The sequence below is a fragment of the Rhodobium orientis genome (assembly GCF_003258835.1).
Classification (GTDB): Bacteria; Pseudomonadota; Alphaproteobacteria; order Rhizobiales; family Rhodobiaceae; genus Rhodobium; species Rhodobium orientis.
Map to the genome: position 1 here is coordinate 1 of NZ_NPEV01000065.1, position 22,945 is coordinate 22,945.

The window sequence follows — 22,945 nt, forward strand, 5'->3', positions numbered from 1 at the left end:
GGCCCCATCCGGGGCCGCCGCCTTTTCCGGGAACCCTTTCGATGCCGCAGACCCTGATTTCCCCGCCGGTCGACGAGCCGGTGAGCCTTGCGGAGGTGAAGGACCATCTCCGTCTCGACGACGACACCGATGACGCGTTGGTCGAAAGCCTGATCGCGGCGGCCAGGGCCCATGTGGAGCGGGTGACGAACCGCCGGCTGATGACTCAGGAGTGGCGCCTGCAATTCGACGCGGTCCGCGACGACGGCCGGCTCGACCTTGCCGTCTCGCCGGTCCTCAGCGTCGACGCGGTCCGGGTCTACGACCGCAACGGCACGCCCTCCGTCATCGACGAAGCGGCCTATGAGGCCGACATCGTCTCGGTGCCGGCCCGCATCGCCTTTGCCGAGGGCGCGCCGCGCCCCGGCCGCCGCCTCGGCGGCATCGAGGTCGACGTCACCGCCGGCTATGGCGCTGCGGCCGCGGACGTCCCGGCGCCGCTCCGCCATGCTGTGAAGATGCTCGTCGCCCACTGGTACGAGCAGCGCCAGGCGTCGACCGACGATGCGGCCATGGTGATGGTGCCGCTCGGTTTTTCCGCGCTCGTCGCGCCCTACCGGGTGCGCCTGATATGACCCGGCCCCCGACCATCGGCGAACTACACCACCGGTTGACGCTGGAGCGGCCGGAGCGCACGCCCGACGACGCCGGCGGCGCGACGGTCTCCTGGGTGACGGTTGCCGACGTCTGGGCCGCGATCGCCCCGGCAAGCGCCACCGAGACGGACATCGCCGGCCGCCTCGACGGCATCGTCACCCACCGCGTCACTTTGCGCCGCCGGGCGGACCTTGTCGGCGGCATGCGCTTCGTTGCCGGCACGCGGGTCTTGAAGATTCTCGTTGCCCACGACCCGGACGCGCGCGGCCGCTGGACCGAGTGCCTCGCCGAGGAGGAGCACCGATGACCCATGCCGCCTTCGCCCTCCAGAAGGCCGTCTACGCGCTGCTTTCCGGAGACGCGGACCTGACGTCACTGACCGGCGGGCCGCGCGTCCATGACGGCCCGCCGCGCGATGCGCCGGTGCCGTTCGTGGCGCTCGATCCGGTCGTCACCCGCAACGCCGATGGCGACATCGCGCCGATCGAGGAGCACAGCCTGACGCTCGCCGTCCTCTCGCGCGCCGGCGGCAAGAGGGAGGTCTATGCGATCACGGAACGCATCGTCGCGCTCCTCCATGACGCGGACCTTGCGCTCGACGGCCACCGGCTCGTCGGGTTGCGCGCGGAGCGCCAGGAGGTCCGTCAACTCGCCGACAAAAAGAGCTTCCGCGGCGACCTGCGCTTTCGCGCCGTCACCGAACCGCTCGTCTGATTTCGCTTCCCATAGGAGACAATCATGGGTGCTCAAAAGGGCAAGGACCTTCTGTTGAAGGTCGACACCACGGGCGGCGGATCCTTTTCCACCGTCGTCGGGCTCCGCACACGGACCATCGCCTTCAATGCGGCGACGGTGGAGATCACCGATTCCGAATCGGCCGGCCGCTGGCGCGAGCTGCTGGCCGGCGCGGGCGTGCGCCGGGCCTCCATCACCGGCACCGGCATCTTCAAGGACGCAGCGTCCGACGCGGCTGTGCGGGACATCTTCTTTGCCGGCGACATCCGCGACTGGCAGGTGATCGTGCCGGACTTCGGCACCATCGAGGCGCCGTTCCAGGTCACGGCGCTCGAATATGCCGGCGAGCACGCCGGCGAGGTGACCTATTCGATGGCGCTGGAATCCGCCGGCGCACTCAGTTTCTCCGCAGCGTGAGGGGAGGACAGAAAAATGGTCAACCGCCACCGCGGCGAGATCGAGGCCGTGCTCGACGGCCGCCCGCGCGTCCTGTGTCTGACGCTCGGGGCCCTCGCCGAACTGGAAGCGGCCTTCGCCGTCGATGACCTCGCCGGCCTCGCGGAACGCTTCGCCACCGGCCGGCTCTCGGCCACGGACCTGACGAAGGTCATCGGTGCGGGCCTCAGGGGCGCCGGCGAGACGGTCAGCGATGCGGATGTTGCGAAGATGACCGCGGACGGCAGCGCCACCGGCTTTGCCCGCATCGCCGCCGACTTGTTAAAGGCCACCTTCGGCACCCGCGAGGTGCGAGAAGGCGAGGGGGCATCTGAAGGATCGCCCGGAAAAAACCCTCCGCCGCCGCGGCCGTAACGCCTTCGGTCGCGGCGTTTCCCTGGGGGCCAGCGATGCGCGCCGGCCTCGGCCGCCTGCATCTCGCGCCCGACGCCTTCTGGCGCCTGACATTGCCGGAGCTTGCCGCCGCGCTGGAAGGCGCCTTCGGGATCGCGCCGGAGCCGCCGGGCCGCGCCCGGCTGGAACGGCTGATGACGCTTTTCCCCGATACGCCCCAAGAAACGCCCACCCCATAGGACGAATAACCATGGCCGGTCTCGACGACGACAAAGACCTGGACGACATTCGCGCCACAGCCGACGACCTCGCCCGCACCTTCCGCGAGTTGAAGACCCTGTCTGGCGGCTTTTCCTCCGCGCTCTCGTCCGGCCTCAAGGCCGCGGTGGTGGAGGGCAAAAAGCTCGACACGGTGATGCGCGAGGTCGCGGTCGCCATTTCCGGCAAGTTGCTCGACCAGGCGCTGAAGCCGCTGACCGCCACGCTGGCGACGGGCCTTGCCTCCGGCGTTGCCGGCGTCCTTGGCCCCGGCGCCGGCAAGGTCACGCCCTTTGCCCGCGGCGGCGTCGTCGCCGCGCCCACCTACTTTCCGATGGGGGCAGGCGGCACCGGCCTTGCCGGCGAGGCGGGCGCGGAAGCGATCCTGCCGCTCGCCCGCTCCCCCGACGGCCGTCTCGGCGTGCGCACGGGGGCCGGCGGCGGCGTCAACGTCACCTTCAACGTGACGACGCCGGACGTCGACGGCTTCAGGCGGTCCAAGGGGCAGATGGCGACAATGCTAGCCCGCGCCGTCGGACGGGGACGGCGCGGGCTCTGACACCAGGGCCGACGAGGAGGGGCTCGGGACCTGATGTTTCTGTGCCGCGGCAGCCAGTGCCGCTTTTTTACCCGGTCGGCACATCTGCCCATACCGGGTGCATTGCAACGTCAGAATGCGCCCTCCGGTGGCCTGTTTCTTTGCGTTACATCAAAAATGACGAGGTTTTTGGATGTCCGATCCGGCCTTCCACGAGGTCCGTTTTCCGACCGATCTCGCCTTCAATTCCACCGGCGGCCCGGAGCGCCAGACTGAGGTCGTGCGCCTCGGCTCCGGCCGCGAGGAGCGCAACACGCGCTGGGCCGAATCGCGCCGCCGCTTCGATGCCGGCTACGGCATCCGCACCCTTAACGACCTGCACGAGGTGATCGTCTTCTTCGAGGAGCGGCGCGGCCGGCTGCATGGCTTCCGGTTCCGCGACCCGCTCGACTGGAAGTCCTGCGCGCCGACGGCAACGCCGGCCCCGACCGATTGCCGCATCGGCACCGGCGACGGCGATACGCGCGCCTTCCAGCTCGTCAAGGTCTACGGCTCGTCGAGCACCAAATACACCCGCAGCATCGCCAAGCCGGTGGCCGGCACGGTGCGCGTCGCGGTCGACGGCGCAGAGAAGGACGAGGGCGCCGATTTCGCCCTCGATGCGGCGACCGGCATCGTCACCTTCTCCTCTGCCGAAACGCCGGCGGCCGATGCCGTCATCAGGGCCGGCTTCGAATTCGACGTGCCGGTGCGCTTCGACACCGACCGGCTTGAGATCAACCTCGCCGCCTTCGAGGCCGGCGAGCTGCCGAGTGTGCCGCTGGTGGAGATCCTGCCGTGAAGACCGTCCCGACCGACCTCATCGATCACCTGGCCGGCGGCGTCACCACGCTCTGCCACTGCTGGAAGGCGGAGCGGCGCGACGGCGTCACGGTCGGCTTCACCGACCACGACCGCGTTCTCGCTTTCGGCGGCGTCTCCTACGACCCTGCCGCGGGACTCGCCGCCAGCGAGGCGACGGCCGGACCGGGTCTTGCCGTTGCCGGCGGCGAGGTTGAGGGCGCATTGGCGCTGGACGGTCTCGACGCGGCCGACCTCGGTGCCGGCCTCTGGGACGATGCGCGGGTGGAAATCTGGCTGGTCAACTGGGACGCCGTCGGCCAACGACTGCACGTGGCGACCGGCCATATCGGCGAGGTGGAGACGGCCGACGGCGCGTTCCGGGCCGAGCTGCGGAGCCTGGCGTCCAGGCTCGACCAGCCGCGCGGGCGCATATTCGCCAGCCACTGCGACGCCGACCTCGGCGACGAGCGCTGCGGCGTCAATCTCGGCAATGCGGCCTACAAGGCGACCGGCACGGTGACCGAGACCGACGGTCGCCGCACGATCACCGCAAGCGGCCTTGCCGGCTTCGACGACGCCTGGTTCTCCCGCGGAACGCTGACCTGGACCTCCGGCGCCAACAAGTCGTTTTCCGCCGAGGTCAAGCGCCACACGGTCGGCTCCGGACACCTCCTGACCCTGTGGCAGGCGGCCGGACGTGCGATCGGGGAGGGCGACACCTTCACCGTCCGGGCCGGCTGCGACAAGCGCTTCGCCACCTGCCAGGAGAAATTCGGCAATGCCGAGGCGTTTCGCGGTTTCCCGCACATGCCCGGCAACGACTTCGCGCTCTCCTATCCCTCGCCGGAGGGCGAGAACGAGGGCAGGAGGCGCGACAAGGCATGACCACGTCCACCGCCACCCGCGCGGCGATTGTCGCGGAAGCCCGCAGCTGGATCGGCACGCCCTATCGCCACCAGGCGTCCAGAAAGGGCGTCGGCTGCGACTGCCTGGGCCTCGTCCGCGGCATCTGGCGCGCGCTTTACGGCGCCGAGCCGGAACAGGTCCCGGCCTACACCGCCGACTGGGCCGAGGCCGGCGGCGCCGATACCCTGCTTGCCGCCGCCGAACGCCACCTCGTTGCCGTCGACGTTGCGGACGCCCGTGCCGGCGACGTCGTGCTGTTTCGCTGGCGCCCGCACCTGCCGGCAAAGCACGCCGCGATCCTCGTTGCCCCCGGCCGCATCGTCCATGCCCATGAGGGCCGCTCGGTCGCCGAGGCCGCGCTCGCCCCATCCTGGGCGCGGCGGCTCGCCCATGCCTTTTCCTTTCCCGATCTGACCGACTGAGAGAGACCGACTGATGGCGACCCTCGTCCTGCAGGTGGCCGGCCAGGCCGTCGGCGGAGCCCTGTTCGGCGGCTTCGGCGGCATCCTCGGCGGTGCCGTCGGCGCGCTCGCCGGCAACGTCATCGACCGCAGCCTGCTGGCGCCCGACATCGAAAAGACCGTCGGCACGCCGCTCTCCGATCTTTCCGTTCAATCGTCGACCGAAGGCCGGCCGATTCCCAAGGTCTATGGCCGCGCCCGCATCGCCGGCCAGGTGATCTGGGCGACCGACTACGAGGAGGTCGTCGAGGTCGAGGAAAGCGGCGGCGGCGGCAAGGGCGGTGGCGGCACCACGACCACCACCACCTATTCCTATTATGCCAATTTCGCCGTTGCCCTGTGCGAAGGGCCGGTCACGCGCATCGGCCGCATCTGGGCCGACGGCAAGCCGCTCGACCAGTCGCTCTACGATTTCCGCATCCACACGGGAAAGTCGGGTGCCGATCCCGATCCGTTGATCGAAGAGGTCGAAGGGACGGGTTCTGTGCCCGGCTATCGCGGCACCGCCTATGTGGTGTTCGAGCGGATGCCGCTGGAGGCCTTCGGCAACCGCCTGCCGCAGCTTACCTTCGAGGTCGTCCACGTCATCGACCGGCTGGAAAAGATGGTGAAGGCGGTGACCGTCATCCCGTCCTCCACCGAATTCGGCTACTACGACCGGCTGGTGACGCGGCGCGGCGCCGGCGGCGAGACGATCAGCGACAACCGCCACACCGGCCTTGCCGAGACCGACTGGCTGGCCTCGATCGACGAGCTGGAAGAGCTCTGCCCGAACCTTGAGAGCGTCGCTCTCGTCGTCGCCTGGTTCGGCGACGACCTGCGCTGCGGCGCGTGCGACCTGAAGCCGGGCGTCGAAGACCGCAATCGCAAGATGAAAGGCGCCACCTGGGGCGTCGCAACCCTCAGCCGCGCCAACGCCCATCTGGTCTCGCGCATCAACGGCCGACCGGCCTATGGCGGCACGCCGTCGGACGAGACCGTGGAGGCGGCGATCCGGGATTTGAGGAGCCGCGGGCTCCGGGTCGTCTTTTATCCGTTCATCCTGATGGACGTTGCCGCCGACAGCGGCCTGCCGGACCCCTATGGCCGCAGCGAGCAGCCGCCCTATCCCTGGCGCGGCCGCATCACCTGCCATCCGGCACCGGGGACAAGCGGCTCGCCGGACAAGACCTTTGCCGCGCGCACCCAGGTGGAGAATTTCGTCGGCACCTGCAGCCGCAACGACTTTGCGATCGCCGGCGGCGAGGTCGCCTATTCCGGGCCGAACGAGTGGAGCTATCGGCGGATGATCCTCCACTACGCGCATCTGTGCGAAAAGGCCGGCGGCGTCGACGCCTTCCTGATCGGCGCGGAAATGCGCGGCATGACCCAGGTCCGCTCCGGCGCGGCGATCTTTCCCTTCGTCGAGGGACTGGTGGACCTGGCCGAAGACGCCCGCGTCGTGCTGCGCGCCTCCACCAAGATCACCTACGGCGCCGACTGGTCGGAATATTTCGGCTACCAGCCGACCGACGGCAGCGGCGACGTCTATTTCCACCTCGACCCGCTCTGGGCCAACGGCGCCATCGACGTGGTCGGCATCGACAACTACATGCCGCTCGCCGACTGGCGCGACGGCGACCACGACGATACGGAAGACGCCTGTTCGATCTACGACCTCGCCTATCTGCGCGCCAACGTCGCCGGCGGCGAGGGCTTCGACTGGTATTACGCCTCGGCCTCGGACCGCAACAAGCAGGTCCGCACGCCGATCACCGACGGCGCCCACGGCAAGCCCTGGGTGTTCCGCTACAAGGACCTGGTCTCCTGGTGGTCGCACCGCCATTACGACCGGCCGGGCGGGACCCAGTCCGCCTCGCACACGGCCTGGGTGCCGGAATCCAAGCCGATCTGGTTCACCGAGCTCGGCTGCCCGGCGATCGACCGCGGCGCCAACCAGCCGAACGTCTTCTACGACCCGAAATCCTCGGAGTCCTTCTTTCCCTATTTCTCCAGCGGCCGGCGCGACGACTTCATGCAACGCCGTTTCCTGGAAGCGACGATGTCCTACTGGGAGCCGTCCGACCCGGACCATGTCGGCGGCTCCAATCCGCTGTCGTCCGTCTATGGCGGGCGCATGCTCAACCCGGACAACATCCACTTCTGGACCTGGGACGCGCGGCCCTATCCGGCCTTTCCCGCGCTCACCGACGTCTGGTCCGACGGCGACAACTGGCATCTCGGCCACTGGCTGACCGGCCGCCTCGGCGGCGTCACACTGGCCGCCCTCATCGAGGCGGTGCTGGGCGACCACGAGGTCGACGATTTCGAGATTGCCGGCGTCGCCGGCGTCCTCGACGGCTATGTCGTCGACGGCCCCAAGAGCGCCCGCGACATCCTGGAGCCGCTCGCCGCGACCTTCCACTTCTCCGCCGTCGACACCGGCCGGGCGCTGCGCTTTGCCGACTATCTGTGCCAGAGCCGGATCGAGATCGACGCCGACGATCTTGCCGTCGACGCCGACGACGATCCGCGCATGACCGTCACGAGAGGCCAGGAGACCGAACTGCCGAACGAGGTGCGGATCGGCTTTTTCGACGGCCTTCGCGATTTCGAGAGCGGCGCGGCCTCCGCACGGCGCACCGCAGGCGGCAGCGCGCGCCTGGAAAGCCTGAGCGTGCCGGCGATCGCCCCGCCCTCCTTCATGCAGGAGACGGCCGAGATGCTGTTGCACGACGCCTGGGCCGGCCGCGAGCGCTTCGAATTCGCGCTGCGCCGCGACCGCGTCGCCATCGAGCCGGGCGATCTCGTCACGCTCATGGACGGTGAGGGGGGCCGGCCGCTCCTCGTCACCGAGGTGGTCGATGCGGGGCTGAGGCGCATCTCCGCCAGGGCCATCGACCCGGACGTGTTCCGGCCGGCGCCGGCGCCGGCGGCCATCGGCAGACAGGCGCGCCCGACCGTCTTCGGCGCACCCGATGTGGTGATGCTGGACGTGCCTGTGATCGATCCGGACGAGCCGCACCACCGTCCGCGCATCGCCGTCAGCGCAAGGCCCTGGCCGGGAACGGTCGCGGTCTGGCGGTCGACGACGGGCGCGAGTTACAGCCGGGTCGCGATGCTCTCCTATCGCGCGATCATCGGCAGTCTCGAGGCGCCCTTGTCGCCCGGCCCGCTTGCCCGCTGGGACACCGCCAACGCGCTCACCGTGGCGCTGGTCCGCGGCAGCCTCTCCTCCCGCGAGGATCGCTCCGTCCTTGCCGGCGCCAATGCGGTCGCCGTGCGCGCGGCCAACGGCGCATGGGAGGTGCTGCAGTTCGCGGCCGCCGACCTCGTCGCCGAAAACACCTACACGCTGACCCGGCTCCTGCGCGGCCAGCTCGGCACCGAGGACGCCATGGCGGCCGGCGCTGCGGCCGGTGCCGATTTCGTCGTCCTCGACGCGGCCGTGGAACAGATTCCGATCCGCGGCGACGAGATCGGCCTGGAGCGCATCTACCGCATCGGCCCGTCGCGGCGCACTGTCGCCGATGCCGCCATGGCGGAAGTCACCTTCGCCGCCGGCGGTCGCGGCCTCAGGCCGTTCAGCCCGACCCACCTCAGCGGCCGGCGCATCGCGGCGAGCGGCGACATCGCCTTTTCCTGGGTCCGGCGGACCCGCATCGACGGCGACGGCTGGAGCGGTCTGGACGTGCCCCTCGGCGAGGAGCGCGAGCGCTATCTGGTCGAGGTCCTGTCGGGCGGCACGCCGGCCCGGTCCTTCGAGGTGAGCGAGCCGGCCGTCACCTATGCCGCCGCCGACCAGGCCGCCGACTTCGGCGCGCTTCAAGACAGCTATCACCTGAGGGTCACCCAGCTCGGCGCCCGTGTCGCCGGCATTGCGCGCGAGGCGATCGTCCATGTCTGACACCCCCCACCTGAAGCTCCCCCTCATCGAGGCGTCCCAGGCGCAAAAGCACGTCACCCACAACGAGGCCCTGATGCGCCTCGATGCGGTCTGCCAGCTTGCCGTCAAGGACCGCACCCGCACCGCGCCGCCGGGCGGGCCGCACGAGGGCGATCGCCACATCGTCGCCGTCGGCGCGACCGGCGCCTGGGCCGGCCGCGACAACCGCATCGCCCACCGGCTCGACGGCATCTGGACGTTCCTGGAGCCGGAGCCCGGCTGGTTCTGCTGGGATGCGGACCCAGGCAGCTTCGTCGCGTGGACCGGCAGCGACTGGGTCGCCATTGAGACCGGCGCCTCGCTGACCGCCGAATATGAGCGGCTCGGCGTCAACACCACGCCGGACGCCACCAACAGGCTGGCGGTGAAGTCGAACGCCGTCCTGTTCGCGCCCGTGGAGGTGGCCGACGGCGGCAATGGCGACGTCCGCTTCGTCGTCACCAAGGAGGCATCGGCGAATACCGCCTCGCTGCTGTTCCAGGACGCCTGGTCGGGGCGGGCCGAGATCGGCCTTGCCGGCGACGATGCGCTGCGCGCCAAGGTCAGCGCCGACGGCAGTGCCTGGTCCGACGTTTTCGTTGCTGATCCGGCGACCGGTGCCCTGGGGTTGCCGAACGGCGCGATGCTGGCCGCGCTCAATGGCGGCCCCCTGGCCGGCCTGCGCAATCTCCTGATCAACGGCGATTTCGCGGTCAACCAGCGCGGTTTTGCCGGCGGTGCGCTCGCCGCCGGCAGCTACGGCCACGACCGCTGGAAGGCGGGCGCCGGCGGCGCCGACTACAGCGTTGCTGCGGGCGTCGTCACGCTTGCCTCCGGATCGCTCGTCCAGGTCATCGAGGATCCCGGCCTCGCCGGCGAGACGGTGACCGTTTCGGTGGACGACCCGAGCGCCGACATCACGGTCGATGTCGCGGGAACGGGCGCGACGATCTTTGCCGGTAGCGGACGGCGCGGCGCCACGGTGACGCTCGATGCCGGCGCCACCGGCGAGGTCACCCTGTCGCTTTCCGCGTCGGGCGCGTCATTCCGCCGCGTGCAGTTGGAAACCGGCGCTCTGGCGACGCCGTTCGAGCGCCGCCCGGTCGGTCTGGAGCAGATGCTGTGCGCCCGCTACTATACCACAAGCGTGCCCTTCGCCTCATCCGGATACGCCAGCTCCGCCGGCCAGACATCGCCGTCCTGGACCACGGCACCGCCGACAACCGCCCTTCGCGCCGCGCCTGCCGTGACGGTCCATGTCTTTGCCAGCGCCAACCTCGATGTCGGTTCGGCCGACGTTCTGGCGACCGATCTGCTGGGGGCGACGTTACAGGCGCCATCGAGCGGGACCGGGCGAATTTATTGGCGCGGCATGGTCGACTATGACGCCGAATTCTGAAAATCCATGACCTGGTACTGGTGCGATCGTCACTTTGCCCGGTTGAACGCGGGTGCCATATCGGCATTCATGAACCATTCACCCGCCACCCCTTAGAGGTTGGCCCATCATGACGAGATGGATGCGCACAGCCCTGGTATCGATGTTGCTGGCAGTGATGCTGGCGGCCCTCCCGGCTGCCGCCGACGCCAAATGTCTGACCAACAAGGAAGCACGCCAGGTCATCGCGCGCGGCGATGCCGTGCGCCTGTCGAGCGTGCGCCAGAAGGTGCGGGGCGAGATCGTCAAGGCGCGGCTGTGCCAGAGCGGCCGGCGCTATTTCTATCGCGTTACCGTGCTGTCGAAAAAAGGCAAGGTGCGGGTGCAGCGGATCGGCGCGTCGCCCTAGCAGCCTTTAGTAACGCCCTCAAAAGGAGATCGATCGTGCGTATTCTGGTGGTCGAGGACGACCCCGATCTCAATCGCCAGCTTGTCGAGGCCCTGAAGGACGCCGGCTATGCGGTCGATACCGCCAGCGACGGCGAGGAGGGCCACTTCCTCGGCGATACCGAGCCTTACGACGCCGTGGTGCTCGACATCGGCCTGCCGAAGATGGACGGCATTTCGGTGCTGGAGGAGTGGCGCCGCGAAGGTCGCACCATGCCGGTGCTGATCCTGACCGCCCGCGACCGCTGGAGCGACAAGGTGGCCGGCATCGACGCCGGCGCCGACGACTACGTCGCCAAGCCGTTCCATATGGAGGAGGTGCTGGCCCGCCTGCGCGCCCTCGTGCGCCGCGCCGCCGGCCACGCCTCGGCCGAGATCGAATGCGGCACCCTCAGGCTCGACACCCGCGCCGGCCGCGTCACCGTCGACGGCAACCCGGTCAAGCTCACCTCCCACGAATACCGGCTGCTCGCCTATCTGATGCACCATATGGGCCGGGTCGTCTCGCGCACCGAACTGGTGGAACACCTCTACGACCAGGACTTCGACCGCGATTCCAACACCATCGAGGTGTTCGTCGGGCGCCTCAGGCGCAAGCTCGCGGTCGACGTCATCGAGACCGTGCGCGGGCTCGGCTACCGGATTTCGGCACCGGCGAATGACGCCTAGGTCGCTCTCCTCAAGGCTGTTCATCGGCGCGGCCGTGTGGAGTGCGGTGGCGCTGATCTTCGCTGGCTTCATCCTGTCCGCCGTCTATCAGAACTCCGTCGAGCGCTCCTTCGACGAGCGGCTGAACGTCTATCTGAAGCTTCTGGTCGGGGAGATGGTCAGCGCCGAATCGCTGCCCCCGCTCGAGACCGAGGGCGAAACGCCGGCCGAGACCCAGGACAAGACCCAGGACGAGGCGCCGGCCGCGGCACGGTCCGAAACCGAGGCCGGGACGCACGCCGGGACCGGGCCGGACAGCGCATCGCAATCGGAATCCGAGCCGGACGCCGACGACGACACCGCCACCATCGGCCCGCCCGATCCCGGCAGCCTCGGCGAGCCGCGCTTCGAGCTGCCCCTGTCGGGCTGGTACTGGCAGGTCGGCTCCGACAACGCCACCGGACTTGTCATGACCTCCGGCTCGCTGCTCGGCGATGCGCTGGCCCTGCCGAGCCGGTTCGGCGCCGAGGCCGACGAGACCCGCACCTGGCGCGGCTATGTTCCCGGCCCCAACGACGAGGAACTGCGCGTCATCGAGCGCGAGATCAGCTTCCCCGAACGCGGCACCTTCCGCATCGCCGTTGCCGGCAATGCCGACGAGGTCCGGGCCGACATCGCCTCCTTCCGCTCCACCGTTGCCATGACCCTGGCGGTGATGGGCTTCGGCATCATCGTCGCCGTCATCTTCCAGGTCCAGGTTGGCCTCAGGCCGCTGCAGCGCATGAGCAACGCGCTCTACGCCATCCGCACCGGCGCCGCCGACCGCCTGCACGGCGACTTCCCCGCAGAGATCGAGCCGTTGGCCGAAGAGCTCAACGCCCTCATCGATTCCAACCGCGAGGTCGTGGAGCGCGCCCGCACCCATGTCGGCAATCTCGCCCATGCCCTGAAGACGCCGCTCAGCGTCGTCGTCAACGAGGCGCGCAGGGAGGACACGCCGTTCGCCCGCAAGGTCCGCGAGCAGGCAGAGCAGATGGGCGTGCAGATCACCCGCCACCTGGAACGCGCGCGCATTGCCGCCCAGCGCCGGGTCATCGGCGCCGTCACCGACGTCGGCCCGGTCACCGAGCGCCTGTTGCGCGCCATGCGCCGCATCCACGAGGAAAAGACCGTCACGCTGAAGGTCGACGCCGCCAAGCCCCCGGCGTTCCGCGGCGAGCAGCAGGATTTCGAGGAAATGCTCGGCAACCTCGTCGACAATGCCTGCAAATGGGCGGCGTCCGAGGTGACGGTGACGATCACCGCCGCCGCGCGCCGGCCGGGGGTCGACCGCGACATGATGCTGATCCACGTCGACGACGACGGCCCGGGGCTGACGCCGTCCGAGCGCGAGGAAGCGATCAAGCGCGGCCGCAGGCTCGACGAGACCGTCCCGGGGTCCGGCCTCGGCCTGTCCATCGTCACCGAACTGGTGCGCCTCTACGGCGGCGATATCCACCTCGACGCGGCGCCGGCCGGCGGGCTGCGCGCAACACTTTCACTGCCGGCGCTTTGACATTGGCGCCGGGCGGCCCCATCTAGCGTGTCTGGGCGCAATTCAGCCATCATTTTGTGGCATGCGCTTCACTGTCGGTAACGTGCTACCATTGGTCGCGAAAGCGTGCGGCGGCGGAGCCGGCCGGCCCGTCCCTGGCAACGATTTCCCTGGCAAAGATGTCCCGGGCGACGAGACTGTGGATTGACGACGATGCGGATCGGAGCACTCATTGTGGGCGCCGCCCTGGCCGGCCTTGTCGGCGGGTGCGACACGCTCGGCCTTTCGAGCAGCTCCGGGGACGACGTCTCGCTGAAGAGCCGTTACGGCAGCGGCGAGCCGATCCCGAAAAGCAAGGCCGGCGCCGCCATCGAGGCACTGATCGGCCAGGAAATCAGTCCCGAGCTCGACGACGAGGACCGCCAGGCGATTTACGAGGCGCAGTTCCGCGCGCTGGAGTTCAACCGCTCCGGCTCGCCGGTCGCCTGGAAGAACCCGTCTTCCGGAAACCGGGGCGAGGTTATCCCCGGACCGACCTACACCATCAACAACTCCCGCTGCCGCGACTATTCCCACACGATTTTCGTCGACGACGCTCCCAAGGTCTTCCGCGGCACCGCCTGCCGCCAGCCGAACGAGACCTGGCGCTCGGTCTCCTGACCCTCTCCCATTCGGTTCCCGATGCCGCGTCCGGACGGGCCTGCGGCCCGTTTTCGCGGCCGATTTTCCCCCGCGATAAGCAAAATCTTAAGGGGTTTTCGGTCTTTTTAGACAATCGAGGATGTCGGAAAAGACAAAGGGGCTCGGGTCGGCACTCCATGGCCAATCAAGCGCTGATCGAAGAAAAGGTGAAGACATACCTGCTCAGCCTGTCGCCGCAGGCGCGCAAGATGTTCCTCGCCAAGCTGGAGACCGCGGGCGGCAACGGCCTTTCCGACGCACAGCGAAAACTGTTCCTTTCTGTCGCCAGATCGGTCGTGCGCGAACGCGCAACGGAGGCCGAGCGCGCCGACATGATCATGCGCGCTTTTTTCCGCCCGGTGGAGCCGTTCCTCTATGACGGCGAACTGCAGAAGCGCCAGCGCGGCCGCATCGCCCGCGCCTCCCTGGAGCGCATCTGGGGCTGGATCTCGCGCGACGTCGCCCCCGATCCGCTGGTCGCCGTGCTGAAGGGCGAGGGCACCGGCGACATCGACGACGACCAGATCGAGGAGCAGACGGCCCAGATCCGCGCCGAGACCCTCCGGGTCATGCGCTCCCACCTCAAGGACATCCAGCAGGTGCCGCGCGGCAAGCAGCGGCTCGCCGCGCAACTGGGCGGCGGCGACCAGATGGAGGATCTGGAAGACCTCATCGCGGTGCTCTCCCACGAACGCGAATTCGCCTCCTTCTTCAAGAAGATGCCGGCGCGTTTCACGGCTGCGGACTTCGCGCCGGACGGCTACACGCTGAAGGTCCTGAAGGCATTCCTCGGCTCGTTTCCCAAGGACCCGGCCTTTATCGCCGCCGCACTGCTCGACCGGCTGCCGTCCGCGGTCTTCCTGGTCGCCGTCACCAAGGGGCTCGCCCGGGCCGATTCGGTGAAAAAGATCGACGTTCCGCCCTATCGCGCCTTCATCGACGTGCTGCTGTCGGAGGTCGGGCGTCTGGTCATGGGCTTCACAGAAGCCCAGCAGGGCGGCAAGGACATCGACACCCTGACCGGGATGATCGACCGCTACCACGAACTCGTGCGTGCCCTCGACGTCGACATCCAGATCGAGGAATACGGCGAGTGGAGCGCGACGCTCGCCGCTGCCCGGCGCAAGATGTCGGACCGGGTCGGCATCGAGATCGAACCGGCGATCGCCCTCGTCCGGCGCATCCTGAGGGTGTCCGACGATGCCAGCGGTGTGCTCGACGTGCATATGGTCGCTGACGCCACCCGTGCCCTGCATATCCTGACCGCGGCCCGTCGCGCCGTCGACAGCCTTGCCCTCAACGACCTGCAGTCGCGGACCTGGCGCAACGTTCGCCAGTCCGTCGAGACCCTGTCCTACGGGCTGCTGGAGCGCGTCCGCGCCGGGGAGGCCGGCACCTGCGACCTGCCGATCAAGAAACTCGACGCGGCCATCGATTTCTCCCGCATCGTCTTCGACGAGGATTACGCCTACGGCCTGCAGCGCACCCGCAACAATGCCGTTGCCAACCTCGACAAGCGCGCGACGGGCACCTGATACCGCTTGCCCGGCGCGATTGCGCTGGCGCATTTTCCCCATGACAAAAATCTGATAGAGGCGGCGCTTGCTCATATGCGTCAGCCGGGATAGGCATCGCCTCGCCGGCCGGCTCAAGCGGGCGCCTCGCCGTGACACCTTGTCACGACGGCCCTGCGCCGAATGCGCGTTATGTCATAACGGCGCAATGGAATGCGAACAGGTTGCAAGTGATGGTTCTCTGGACACTGATTGCAGTCATGACGGTGGTCGCGGTGGTCGCCGTGATCGTGCCGCTGGTGCTGCAGTCGGGCAAAAAGCTGACGCCCGCCGCCGCCCACGACGTGGCGGTCTACAAGGACCAGCTCGACGAGGTGTCGAGGGACCTGGATAGCGGCCTCATCAATTCCGCCGAGGCCGAGGCGACGCGCGCCGAGATCGCCCGGCGCCTGTTGCGTGCCTCCGAAGCCGAAGAAAAGGCCCAGCCGCCGAAGCGCTCGCGGATGCCCTGGGCGGCCGCGGCCGCCGCCATCGTGCTGGTTCCCGTGATCAGCGTTGCGCTTTACCTCGCCGTCGGCTCGCCGGGCATTCCCGACCAGCCGCTGTCGGCGCGCGCGCCCGCCACCTCGCCCCATGGCGGCGATGTGGCACGGCTGCTGGAAGGAGCGGAGGCCTATCTGAAGGACAATCCGAGCGACGGCACCGCCTGGTCGCTGGTGGCGCCCGTCTATCTGCGCGTCAACCGGCCGAGCGACGCCGTGACCGCCTTCGGCAAGGCGATCGAGCTTCTGGGCTCCAACGCCAAGCTGCAGATAGGCCTCGGCGAATCCATCGTCGCTCGCGAGGGCGGCAAGGTGGTCGAGGACGCCAAGGCCGCGTTCCGGCGTGCCCTGGAACATGCGCCCGACGCCGTCGAGCCGCGGTTCTTTCTCGCCGTCGCCCTCAACCAGGAGGGCAGCTTCAAGGAAGCCGCCGCCGCCTGGGAAGAATTCCTGAAGACGACCGATCCGCGCGAGGCCTGGGTCCGCTTTGCCCGCTCGGAGCTGGAAAAGGCGCAGAAGGGGGCGGGGCTTCCCGTCAAGATGCCGGAGGTCGCCGCCGCGCCGCAAGCGCAGCCGCAACAGCCGGCAGCCGAGGCGCCCGCGGCACCCGGTCCGTCCGCCGACGACGTCGCCGCGGCCCGCGAGATGAATACCGAAGATCGCCAGTCGATGATCAACGACATGGTCGCGCGCCTTGCCGAGCGGCTCGAGACCGATGGCGGATCGGCCGACGAGTGGATCCGTCTGATGAACGCCTACATGGTGCTGGGCAAGAAGGACGAGGCCAGGCAGGCGGCGGCGAAGGCCATTGCCGCCCATGGCGGCGACGCCGCGGCCAGGGCCCGTATCGAACAGGCAGCCGGGGGGCTGGGGATACCGCTTTAGGTATTGATCTAGCGTAAGGGAGACAGGTGTCGCGATGACACGCAAACAACGTCGCTTGAGTTTGATCGGTATTGCCGGTGTCGTGGTCGCCTGCGCGGTCGGCCTCATCCTCTATGCCCTGACCGACCAGATCGTGTTCTTCCAGAGCCCGACCGACATCGCCGAGCATCCGGTGCCGCCGCAGCAGCGCATCCGCCTCGGCGGCCTCGTCAAGGAGGGCACGGTGGTGCGCGGTCAGGGCACGACGGTGACCTTTACGGTGACCGACACCGCCAATGACGTGCCGGTGACCTTCACCGGCATCCTGCCGGACCTCTTCCGCGAGGGGCAGGGCGTCGTCGTGGAAGGCATGCTGGCCGCCGGGGGCACCTTTGCCGCCGATACGGTGCTGGCCAAGCACGACGAGAACTACATGCCCAAGGAAGTCGCCGATTCCCTGAAGAAGCAGGGCGTCTGGCGAGACACGGAAACCAACTGACGGCGTCCGGCACGACCGGCATCGGCGCGGCAGGCAGAACGACCAAGGGGACAACGAGACGATGATCGCAGAACTCGGCCACTACGCCCTGGTGCTTGCCTTCGCCCTGTCGCTCATCCAGTCGGTGCTGCCGATCTGGGGCTCCCAGCGCGGCGATCCGCGGCTGATGGCGGTGGCATCGCCAGCCGCCGCCGCCCAGTTCCTGTTCGTCGGCCTCGCTTTCGCGGCCCTGACCCAGGCCTTCGTGCAGTCCGATTTCTCGCTGGAACTGGTCTGGGCGAACTCCCATTCGACCCAGCCGCTGATCTACAAGTTCACCAGCGTCTGGGGCAATCACGAAGGCTCCATGCTGCTGTGGGCGCTGATTCTCGCCTTCTTCGGGGCGCTCGTCGCTGCCTTCGGCCACAACATGCCGGCGACGCTGAAGGCCAATGTGCTCGCCGTCCAGGGCTGGATCGCCGCCGCCTTCCTGCTGTTCATCCTGACGACCTCCAATCCGTTTGCGCGCATCTTTCCGGCTCCGATGGAGGGCCAGGACCTCAACCCGATCCTGCAGGACATCGGCCTCGCCGTGCATCCGCCGCTGCTCTATCTCGGCTATGTCGGCTTCTCGATCGCCTTTGCGTTTGCCGCTGCCTCGCTCATCGAGGGGCGCATCGACGCGGCCTGGGCGCGCTGGGTCCGGCCGTGGGTGCTGATCGCCTGGATCTTCCTGACCCTCGGCATCGCCATGGGCTCCTACTGGGCCTATTACGAGCTCGGCTGGGGCGGCTGGTGGTTCTGGGATCCGGTCGAGAACGCTTCCTTCATGCCCTGGCTGACCGGCTCGGCGCTGCTCCATTCGGCCATCGTCATGGAAAAGCGCGACGCCCTGAAGGTGTGGACCATCCTTCTGGCCATCCTCACCTTCTCGCTGTCGCTGCTCGGGACCTTCCTGGTCCGCTCCGGCGTGCTCACCTCGGTGCATTCCTTCGCCAGCGACCCGACCCGCGGCGTCTTCATCCTGTTGATCCTTGCGACCTTCATCGGCGGCGCTTTCGCGCTGTTTGCCTGGCGCGCGCCGAGCCTGCGCCGCGGCGGACTGTTCGCGCCGATCAGCCGCGAGGGCGCGCTGGTCTTCAACAACCTGTTCCTGACGGCCGCCTGCGCCGCCGTCCTCATCGGCACGCTCTATCCGCTCGCCCTTGAGGCGACCACCGGCGAGAAAATCTCCGTCGGCGCGCCGTTCTTCAACATGACCTTCGGGCCGCTGATCCTGCCGGCGCTGATCGTCATGCCGTTCGGCCCGTTCCTGGCCTGGAAGCGCGGCGATATCCTTGCCGTGGCCCAGCGCCTTGCCGTGGTCCTCGGCCTTGTCATCCTGACCGCGCTGATCACCGCCTGGGCGATGGATGGCGGCCCGCTACTCGCCATTCTCGGCATCGCGCTCGCCGCCTGGATGATGATCGGCGCCATCGCCGACATCGCCAGCCGCATCAAGCTGTTCCGGGTGCCCGCCGGCAACTCGCTGCGCCGCGCCGTCGGCCTGCCGCGCTCCGCCTGGGGCACCGCCTTTGCCCATTTCGGCGTCGGCGTCACCGTGCTCGGCATCGTCACCACCTCCGCCTGGCAGCTTGAGAACATCCGCGTCATGAAAGAGGGCGAGACCGCCACCATCGGCGGCTACGAGGCGACGTTCCTTGGGTCTGAGGGCCGTGCCGGCCCCAACTACCGCGAGATCGCCGCCCGCTTCCGGATCGCCCGCGACGGCAGGGAACTCGGCGTCATGACGCCCTCCAAGCGCGTCTACACCGCACGGGGCATGCCGACCTCGGAAGCCGCCATCCGCTCCATCGGCTTTTCGCAGATCTATCTCGCCATCGGCGATGAGATGAATGCCGGCGGCGTCGCCGTCCGCCTTTACTGGAAGCCGCTGGTGCTCCTGGTCTGGCTCGGCTGCGTGGTGATGGCCTTCGGCGGGCTCCTCTCCCTCAGCGACCGGCGTCTCCGGGTCGGCGCGCCGACCCGCGCCCGCCGCACTGTTGCGGCCGCGGAATGACCGCGCCCAAGGAGCGAATGACGATGAAGCGGATCGCCGCCCTTTTCCTCACGGTGTTCTGGCTCGCCCTGCCGGCGGCCGTTCACGCCGTCGAGCCGGACGAGATGCTGAAGGATCCGAAGCTGGAGCACCGCGCCCGCGAGATTTCCGAGGGCCTGCGCTGCCTCGTCTGCCAGAACCAGTCGATCGACGATTCCAACGCCGAACTGGCCAAGGACCTGCGCGTGCTGGTCCGCGACCGCCTCAAGGCCGGCGACAGCAACGAGGAAGTCATCGACTACCTGGTCAACCGCTACGGCGAGTTCGTGCTCCTGAAGCCGCGCTTCGGCGGCCACACCCTGATCCTGTGGCTGACCGCCCCGGCGGTTCTGGTGCTCGGCATCGTCGCCGTGTTCTTTGCCTGGCGCCGCCAGCGCAGCGCCGCCGCCGCCGGACCGCGCGGTCCCGTCGAGCTGACCGATGCGGAACGGGCCGAACTGGAAAAGGTTCTGAAAGACCGCAAAGGCGGCTGATCCGGTCGCGATCCGGCTCGGCAAAACCCCTTCGATCCCCTATTGTCGGCGCTTGTTGCGATGCGGGAATCGCCAAGGGGGAGTTCGATGTCGGCCGAGGTCCAGCGCATTTCGTTCAAGGGCAGTCTCGACAAGCCGCTTGCGGCCCGGCTCGATCTTCCCGCCGGCACGGTCCGTGCCACCGCGCTGTTTGCCCACTGCTTCACCTGCTCCAAGGACCTGGCCGCCGTCAGGCGCATCGCCGGCGAGCTGGCGCGCAACGGCTTTGCCGTGCTGCGCTTCGACTTCACCGGCCTCGGCTCCTCCGAAGGCGAATTCGCCAACACCGACTTTTCCTCCAATGTCGGCGACATCCTCGCCGCCGCCGAGTATCTGCGCAGCAATTTCGAGGCGCCGAAGCTGCTCGTCGGCCATTCGCTGGGCGGGGCAGCCGTTCTGGCAGCGGCCGCCGGGGTCCCGGAGGCGGTGGCGGTCGCCACCATCGGCGCCCCGGCCGACGCCGACCACGTGACCCGCGCCTTCCACGCCCATCTGGACGAGATCGAACGGACCGGCGCGGCGACCGTCACCCTTGCCGGCCGCGAATTCCGCATCCGCGAGGATTTCCTCCGCGACGTGCGCGGCCAGAGCGTGCGCGACTGCGTCAAGGAGATGAAGAAGGCGCTCCTGATCCTGCACGCGCCGCGCGACGAGGTCGTCGACATCGAGAACGCAACGGCCCTGTTCGTCGCCGCCAGGCACCCGAAAAGCTTCATTTCGCTCGATACCGCCGACCACCTGATCAGCGATCCCTCGGACGCCGCCTATGCAGCGGAGGTGATCGCCGCCTGGGCCGGGCGCTATGTCGGCGCCGAGCCGCCGGCCAAGGATCCTCACGAGAAGGCGGTGCGCGTCTCCGAGACCGGTGAGGGCACCTTCCAGGCCTATGTCCAGGCCGGCCGCCACCGCCTGCTCGCCGACGAGCCTGAGGGTTATGGCGGCGACGATACGGGTCCCTCGCCCTACGATTACCTGTCGGTTGCCCTCGGCGCCTGCACGACCATGACGCTGCGGATGTATGCGGACCACAAGAAGCTGCCGGTCGAGCACATCTCCGTTGAGGTCTCCCACGGCAAGGTGCATGCCGCCGACTGTGAGGACTGCAGCGAGGAGGTGCGCGGCCGCGACGGCAAGATCGACCGCTTCGAGCGGATGATCTCCATCGACGGCGACCTCGACGACGACACCCGCGAGCGCCTGCGCCAGATCGCCGACCGCTGTCCGGTGCACAAGACGCTGCATGCCGGCGCCGCCGTCGTCACCCGGCTGGTGGACTCGGACTAATCCCCGGCGGTGAACAGCGGCAGGATCGCGAAATCCCGGCAACCGGGCACTGTGACGGCCGCACCCAGCCGGTATCTCCTTGGAATCTTACAAAAGTTTAATCCAATCGACAGGGCGCTGTAAGGCGACCCGCCCCATATTGCCTGTCAGTCGCACGGCGATCCCCGTCGCCGGCCTCAACGTTTCGCTTCACTCTTGAACTGAGAATGTTCGACAGGAGAACACCGACCGATGACGAATAATTCCCCCCGACGCGCCGGCTGGACCGCCGCCATCATCCCGTCCTCCAAGCGCGCCCTGATGGCCAGCGTCCTGGCCCTTGGCGTCGCCGGCGGCATGATCGGCCAGTCGGCCCTGGTGCAGTCCACCCCGGCCTTTGCCGAGAGCGCCCAGACGACCATGAAGCCGTTCAGCTTCGCCGACCTTGCCGAGAAGGTGAGCCCGGCGGTCGTCTCCATCAGCGTCAAGACCGAAGCCACCCCGAACGTGTCGTTCTTCCAGGAGTTCCCGGACTTCCCGGACGGCCATCCGCTGGAGCGCTTCTTCCGCCGCTTCGGCGAGGAGCGCTTCGGTAACCGCGGCGACGACCAGGGCAAGCGCTGGCACCAGCGCCGCGGCCGCCATCCCTATGCCATGGCCCAGGGCTCCGGCTTCCTGATCTCCTCCGACGGCTACATCGTCACCAACAACCACGTCGTCGACAACGCCGAAGAGGTCACCGTCACCGTCCAGGGCGGCAAGACCTACACCGCCAAGGTGATCGGCACCGACAAAAAGACCGACCTCGCCCTCGTCAAGATCGAGGACAATGGCGGCTTCCCGTTCGTCTCCTTCGCCGACAAGGACGTCCGCGTCGGCGACTGGGTGATGGCGGTCGGCAACCCGTTCGGCCTCGGCGGCACCGTCACCTCCGGCATCGTCTCGGCGCGCGGCCGCGACATCGGCGCCGGCCCCTATGACGACTTCCTGCAGATCGACGCCCCGATCAACCGCGGCAACTCCGGCGGCCCGACCTTCGACCTCGACGGTAACGTCGTCGGCGTCAACACCGCCATCTACTCGCCCTCCGGCGGCTCGATCGGCATCGGCTTCGCCATCCCGGCGTCGACCGTCAAGCAGATCGTTGCCGACCTCAAGGACGACGGCAAGGTGGTCCGCGGCTGGCTCGGCGTGCACATCCAGAGCGTCACCGGCGACATCGCCGACAGCCTTGCGCTCGACGAACCGACCGGTGCGCTGGTGGCCGAGGTGCAGCCGAACAGCCCGGCTGAAAAGGCCGGCCTGAAGACCGGTGACGTGGTCACCGCCGTCGATGGCGAGAAGATCGACAACTCCAAGGAACTGGCCCGCGTCGTCGCCGGCTACCAGCCGGACAGCACGGTCAAGGTCGAGGTGCTGCGTGGCGGCAAGACCCGCACCATCGACGTCAAGCTCGGTCGCCTGAACGACCGCGTCGCCAGCGCCGACAGCGAGACCGGCAACGAAGACGGAACGCCGTCCTCGAGCGCCACGCTGGAAGACCTCGGCATCGCCGTCGTCCCGGCCGCCGGGACCGGCGCCGCCGATGAGGGCGTCGTCATCACCGACATCGACCCGGACAGCGATGCCGCCGCCCGCGGCCTCAAGGTCGGTGACGTGATCCTGGAAGTCGCCGGAACCGCCGTCGAATCCCCGAGCGACGTCGCCCGTGCCATCGACGACGTCAAGGGCTCCGGCCGCAAGGCGGCCCTGCTCCGGGTCCAGAACGGCGACACCGCACGCTTCGTCGCCATCCCGCTCAGCCGCGGCTAGTCCCTCCAGCCGCAGCAAGATGTCCGGTTCCGTGGTGCCTCATCCCCGATCCCCCCACACGGAACCGGCGTCTCGGGACGGCAGGCCTCGCCATCCGGCCTGCC

At 68.6% G+C, this 22,945-nt stretch carries 23 protein-coding genes; all 23 read left to right on the forward strand.

Annotated elements, in window-relative coordinates; all coding sequences use genetic code 11:
- Positions 1-614: head-tail connector protein (locus CH339_RS20940; protein WP_210207384.1), on the forward strand; the 614-nt coding region annotated here is incomplete at its 5' end.
- Complete coding sequence (locus CH339_RS20945; RefSeq protein ID WP_111436336.1) at positions 611-943, forward strand: phage head closure protein; 333 nt, start codon at positions 611-613, stop codon at positions 941-943. The genes CH339_RS20940 and CH339_RS20945, both read left to right, overlap by 4 nt.
- Entirely contained in the window at positions 940-1,350 is a 411-nt protein-coding gene (locus CH339_RS20950) for a DUF3168 domain-containing protein (protein WP_111436337.1), read from the forward strand. The genes CH339_RS20945 and CH339_RS20950 overlap by 4 nt, the downstream gene beginning before the upstream one ends.
- Before the next feature lie 24 nt (positions 1,351-1,374).
- Positions 1,375-1,788, forward strand: a complete 414-nt coding sequence (locus CH339_RS20955) for a phage major tail protein, TP901-1 family (RefSeq protein ID WP_111436338.1) — start codon at positions 1,375-1,377, stop codon at positions 1,786-1,788.
- A 15-nt stretch (positions 1,789-1,803) separates the two neighbouring features.
- Complete coding sequence (locus CH339_RS20960; protein WP_111436339.1) at positions 1,804-2,181, forward strand: gene transfer agent family protein; 378 nt, start codon at positions 1,804-1,806, stop codon at positions 2,179-2,181.
- Positions 2,145-2,399 (forward strand): phage tail assembly chaperone, encoded by a 255-nt coding sequence (locus CH339_RS20965; RefSeq protein WP_276329889.1) that lies wholly within the window; start codon positions 2,145-2,147, stop codon positions 2,397-2,399. Before CH339_RS20960 ends, CH339_RS20965 begins: the two co-directional genes overlap by 37 nt.
- Before the next feature lie 11 nt (positions 2,400-2,410).
- Entirely contained in the window at positions 2,411-2,977 is a 567-nt protein-coding gene (locus CH339_RS20970) for a phage tail tape measure protein (RefSeq protein WP_111436342.1), read from the forward strand.
- 172 nt (positions 2,978-3,149) lie between these two features.
- Positions 3,150-3,797, forward strand: a complete 648-nt coding sequence (locus tag CH339_RS20975) for a DUF2460 domain-containing protein (RefSeq protein WP_111436344.1) — start codon at positions 3,150-3,152, stop codon at positions 3,795-3,797.
- Positions 3,794-4,684: a phage/gene transfer agent baseplate hub protein gene (locus tag CH339_RS20980; protein WP_111436346.1), complete on the forward strand. Its 891-nt coding sequence runs from the start codon at positions 3,794-3,796 to the stop codon at positions 4,682-4,684. The genes CH339_RS20975 and CH339_RS20980 overlap by 4 nt, the downstream gene beginning before the upstream one ends.
- The gene (locus CH339_RS20985) at positions 4,681-5,127 is read left to right on the forward strand and encodes an NlpC/P60 family protein (RefSeq protein WP_111436347.1); all 447 of its coding nucleotides are present in this window, start codon (positions 4,681-4,683) and stop codon (positions 5,125-5,127) included. The genes CH339_RS20980 and CH339_RS20985 overlap by 4 nt, the downstream gene beginning before the upstream one ends.
- A 13-nt stretch (positions 5,128-5,140) precedes the next feature.
- The gene (locus tag CH339_RS20990; protein WP_111436349.1) at positions 5,141-9,052 is read left to right on the forward strand and encodes a baseplate multidomain protein megatron; all 3,912 of its coding nucleotides are present in this window, start codon (positions 5,141-5,143) and stop codon (positions 9,050-9,052) included.
- Positions 9,045-10,469, forward strand: coding sequence for a DUF2793 domain-containing protein (locus CH339_RS20995; protein WP_111436350.1), 1,425 nt, complete (start codon positions 9,045-9,047; stop codon positions 10,467-10,469). Before CH339_RS20990 ends, CH339_RS20995 begins: the two co-directional genes overlap by 8 nt.
- Before the next feature lie 121 nt (positions 10,470-10,590).
- Complete coding sequence (locus CH339_RS21000; RefSeq protein ID WP_201240931.1) at positions 10,591-10,857, forward strand: PepSY domain-containing protein; 267 nt, start codon at positions 10,591-10,593, stop codon at positions 10,855-10,857.
- Positions 10,858-10,892: 35 nt separating this feature from the next.
- Entirely contained in the window at positions 10,893-11,564 is a 672-nt protein-coding gene (locus tag CH339_RS21005; RefSeq protein WP_111436351.1) for a response regulator transcription factor, read from the forward strand.
- Positions 11,554-13,098 (forward strand): ATP-binding protein, encoded by a 1,545-nt coding sequence (locus tag CH339_RS21010; protein ID WP_111436352.1) that lies wholly within the window; start codon positions 11,554-11,556, stop codon positions 13,096-13,098. Before CH339_RS21005 ends, CH339_RS21010 begins: the two co-directional genes overlap by 11 nt.
- Before the next feature lie 192 nt (positions 13,099-13,290).
- Entirely contained in the window at positions 13,291-13,737 is a 447-nt protein-coding gene (locus tag CH339_RS21015) for an RT0821/Lpp0805 family surface protein (protein WP_111436354.1), read from the forward strand.
- 158 nt (positions 13,738-13,895) lie between these two features.
- On the forward strand, positions 13,896-15,293 hold the full coding sequence (locus CH339_RS21020) for a hypothetical protein (protein WP_111436355.1): 1,398 nt from the start codon (positions 13,896-13,898) through the stop codon (positions 15,291-15,293).
- A 212-nt stretch (positions 15,294-15,505) separates the two neighbouring features.
- Complete coding sequence (gene ccmI, locus CH339_RS21025; protein WP_111436356.1) at positions 15,506-16,699, forward strand: c-type cytochrome biogenesis protein CcmI; 1,194 nt, start codon at positions 15,506-15,508, stop codon at positions 16,697-16,699.
- A 34-nt stretch (positions 16,700-16,733) separates the two neighbouring features.
- Positions 16,734-17,177: a cytochrome c maturation protein CcmE gene (ccmE, locus tag CH339_RS21030; protein ID WP_111436357.1), complete on the forward strand. Its 444-nt coding sequence runs from the start codon at positions 16,734-16,736 to the stop codon at positions 17,175-17,177.
- A 61-nt stretch (positions 17,178-17,238) separates the two neighbouring features.
- On the forward strand, positions 17,239-19,215 hold the full coding sequence (locus CH339_RS21035; RefSeq protein WP_111436358.1) for a heme lyase CcmF/NrfE family subunit: 1,977 nt from the start codon (positions 17,239-17,241) through the stop codon (positions 19,213-19,215).
- 23 nt (positions 19,216-19,238) lie between these two features.
- Positions 19,239-19,727, forward strand: coding sequence for a cytochrome c-type biogenesis protein (locus tag CH339_RS21040; protein WP_111436364.1), 489 nt, complete (start codon positions 19,239-19,241; stop codon positions 19,725-19,727).
- A gap of 87 nt (positions 19,728-19,814) precedes the next feature.
- Positions 19,815-21,050, forward strand: a complete 1,236-nt coding sequence (locus CH339_RS21045; RefSeq protein WP_111436360.1) for a bifunctional alpha/beta hydrolase/OsmC family protein — start codon at positions 19,815-19,817, stop codon at positions 21,048-21,050.
- 231 nt (positions 21,051-21,281) lie between these two features.
- Positions 21,282-22,841: a Do family serine endopeptidase gene (locus tag CH339_RS21050; RefSeq protein ID WP_111436361.1), complete on the forward strand. Its 1,560-nt coding sequence runs from the start codon at positions 21,282-21,284 to the stop codon at positions 22,839-22,841.
- The last annotated feature ends 104 nt before the right edge of the window (positions 22,842-22,945 follow it).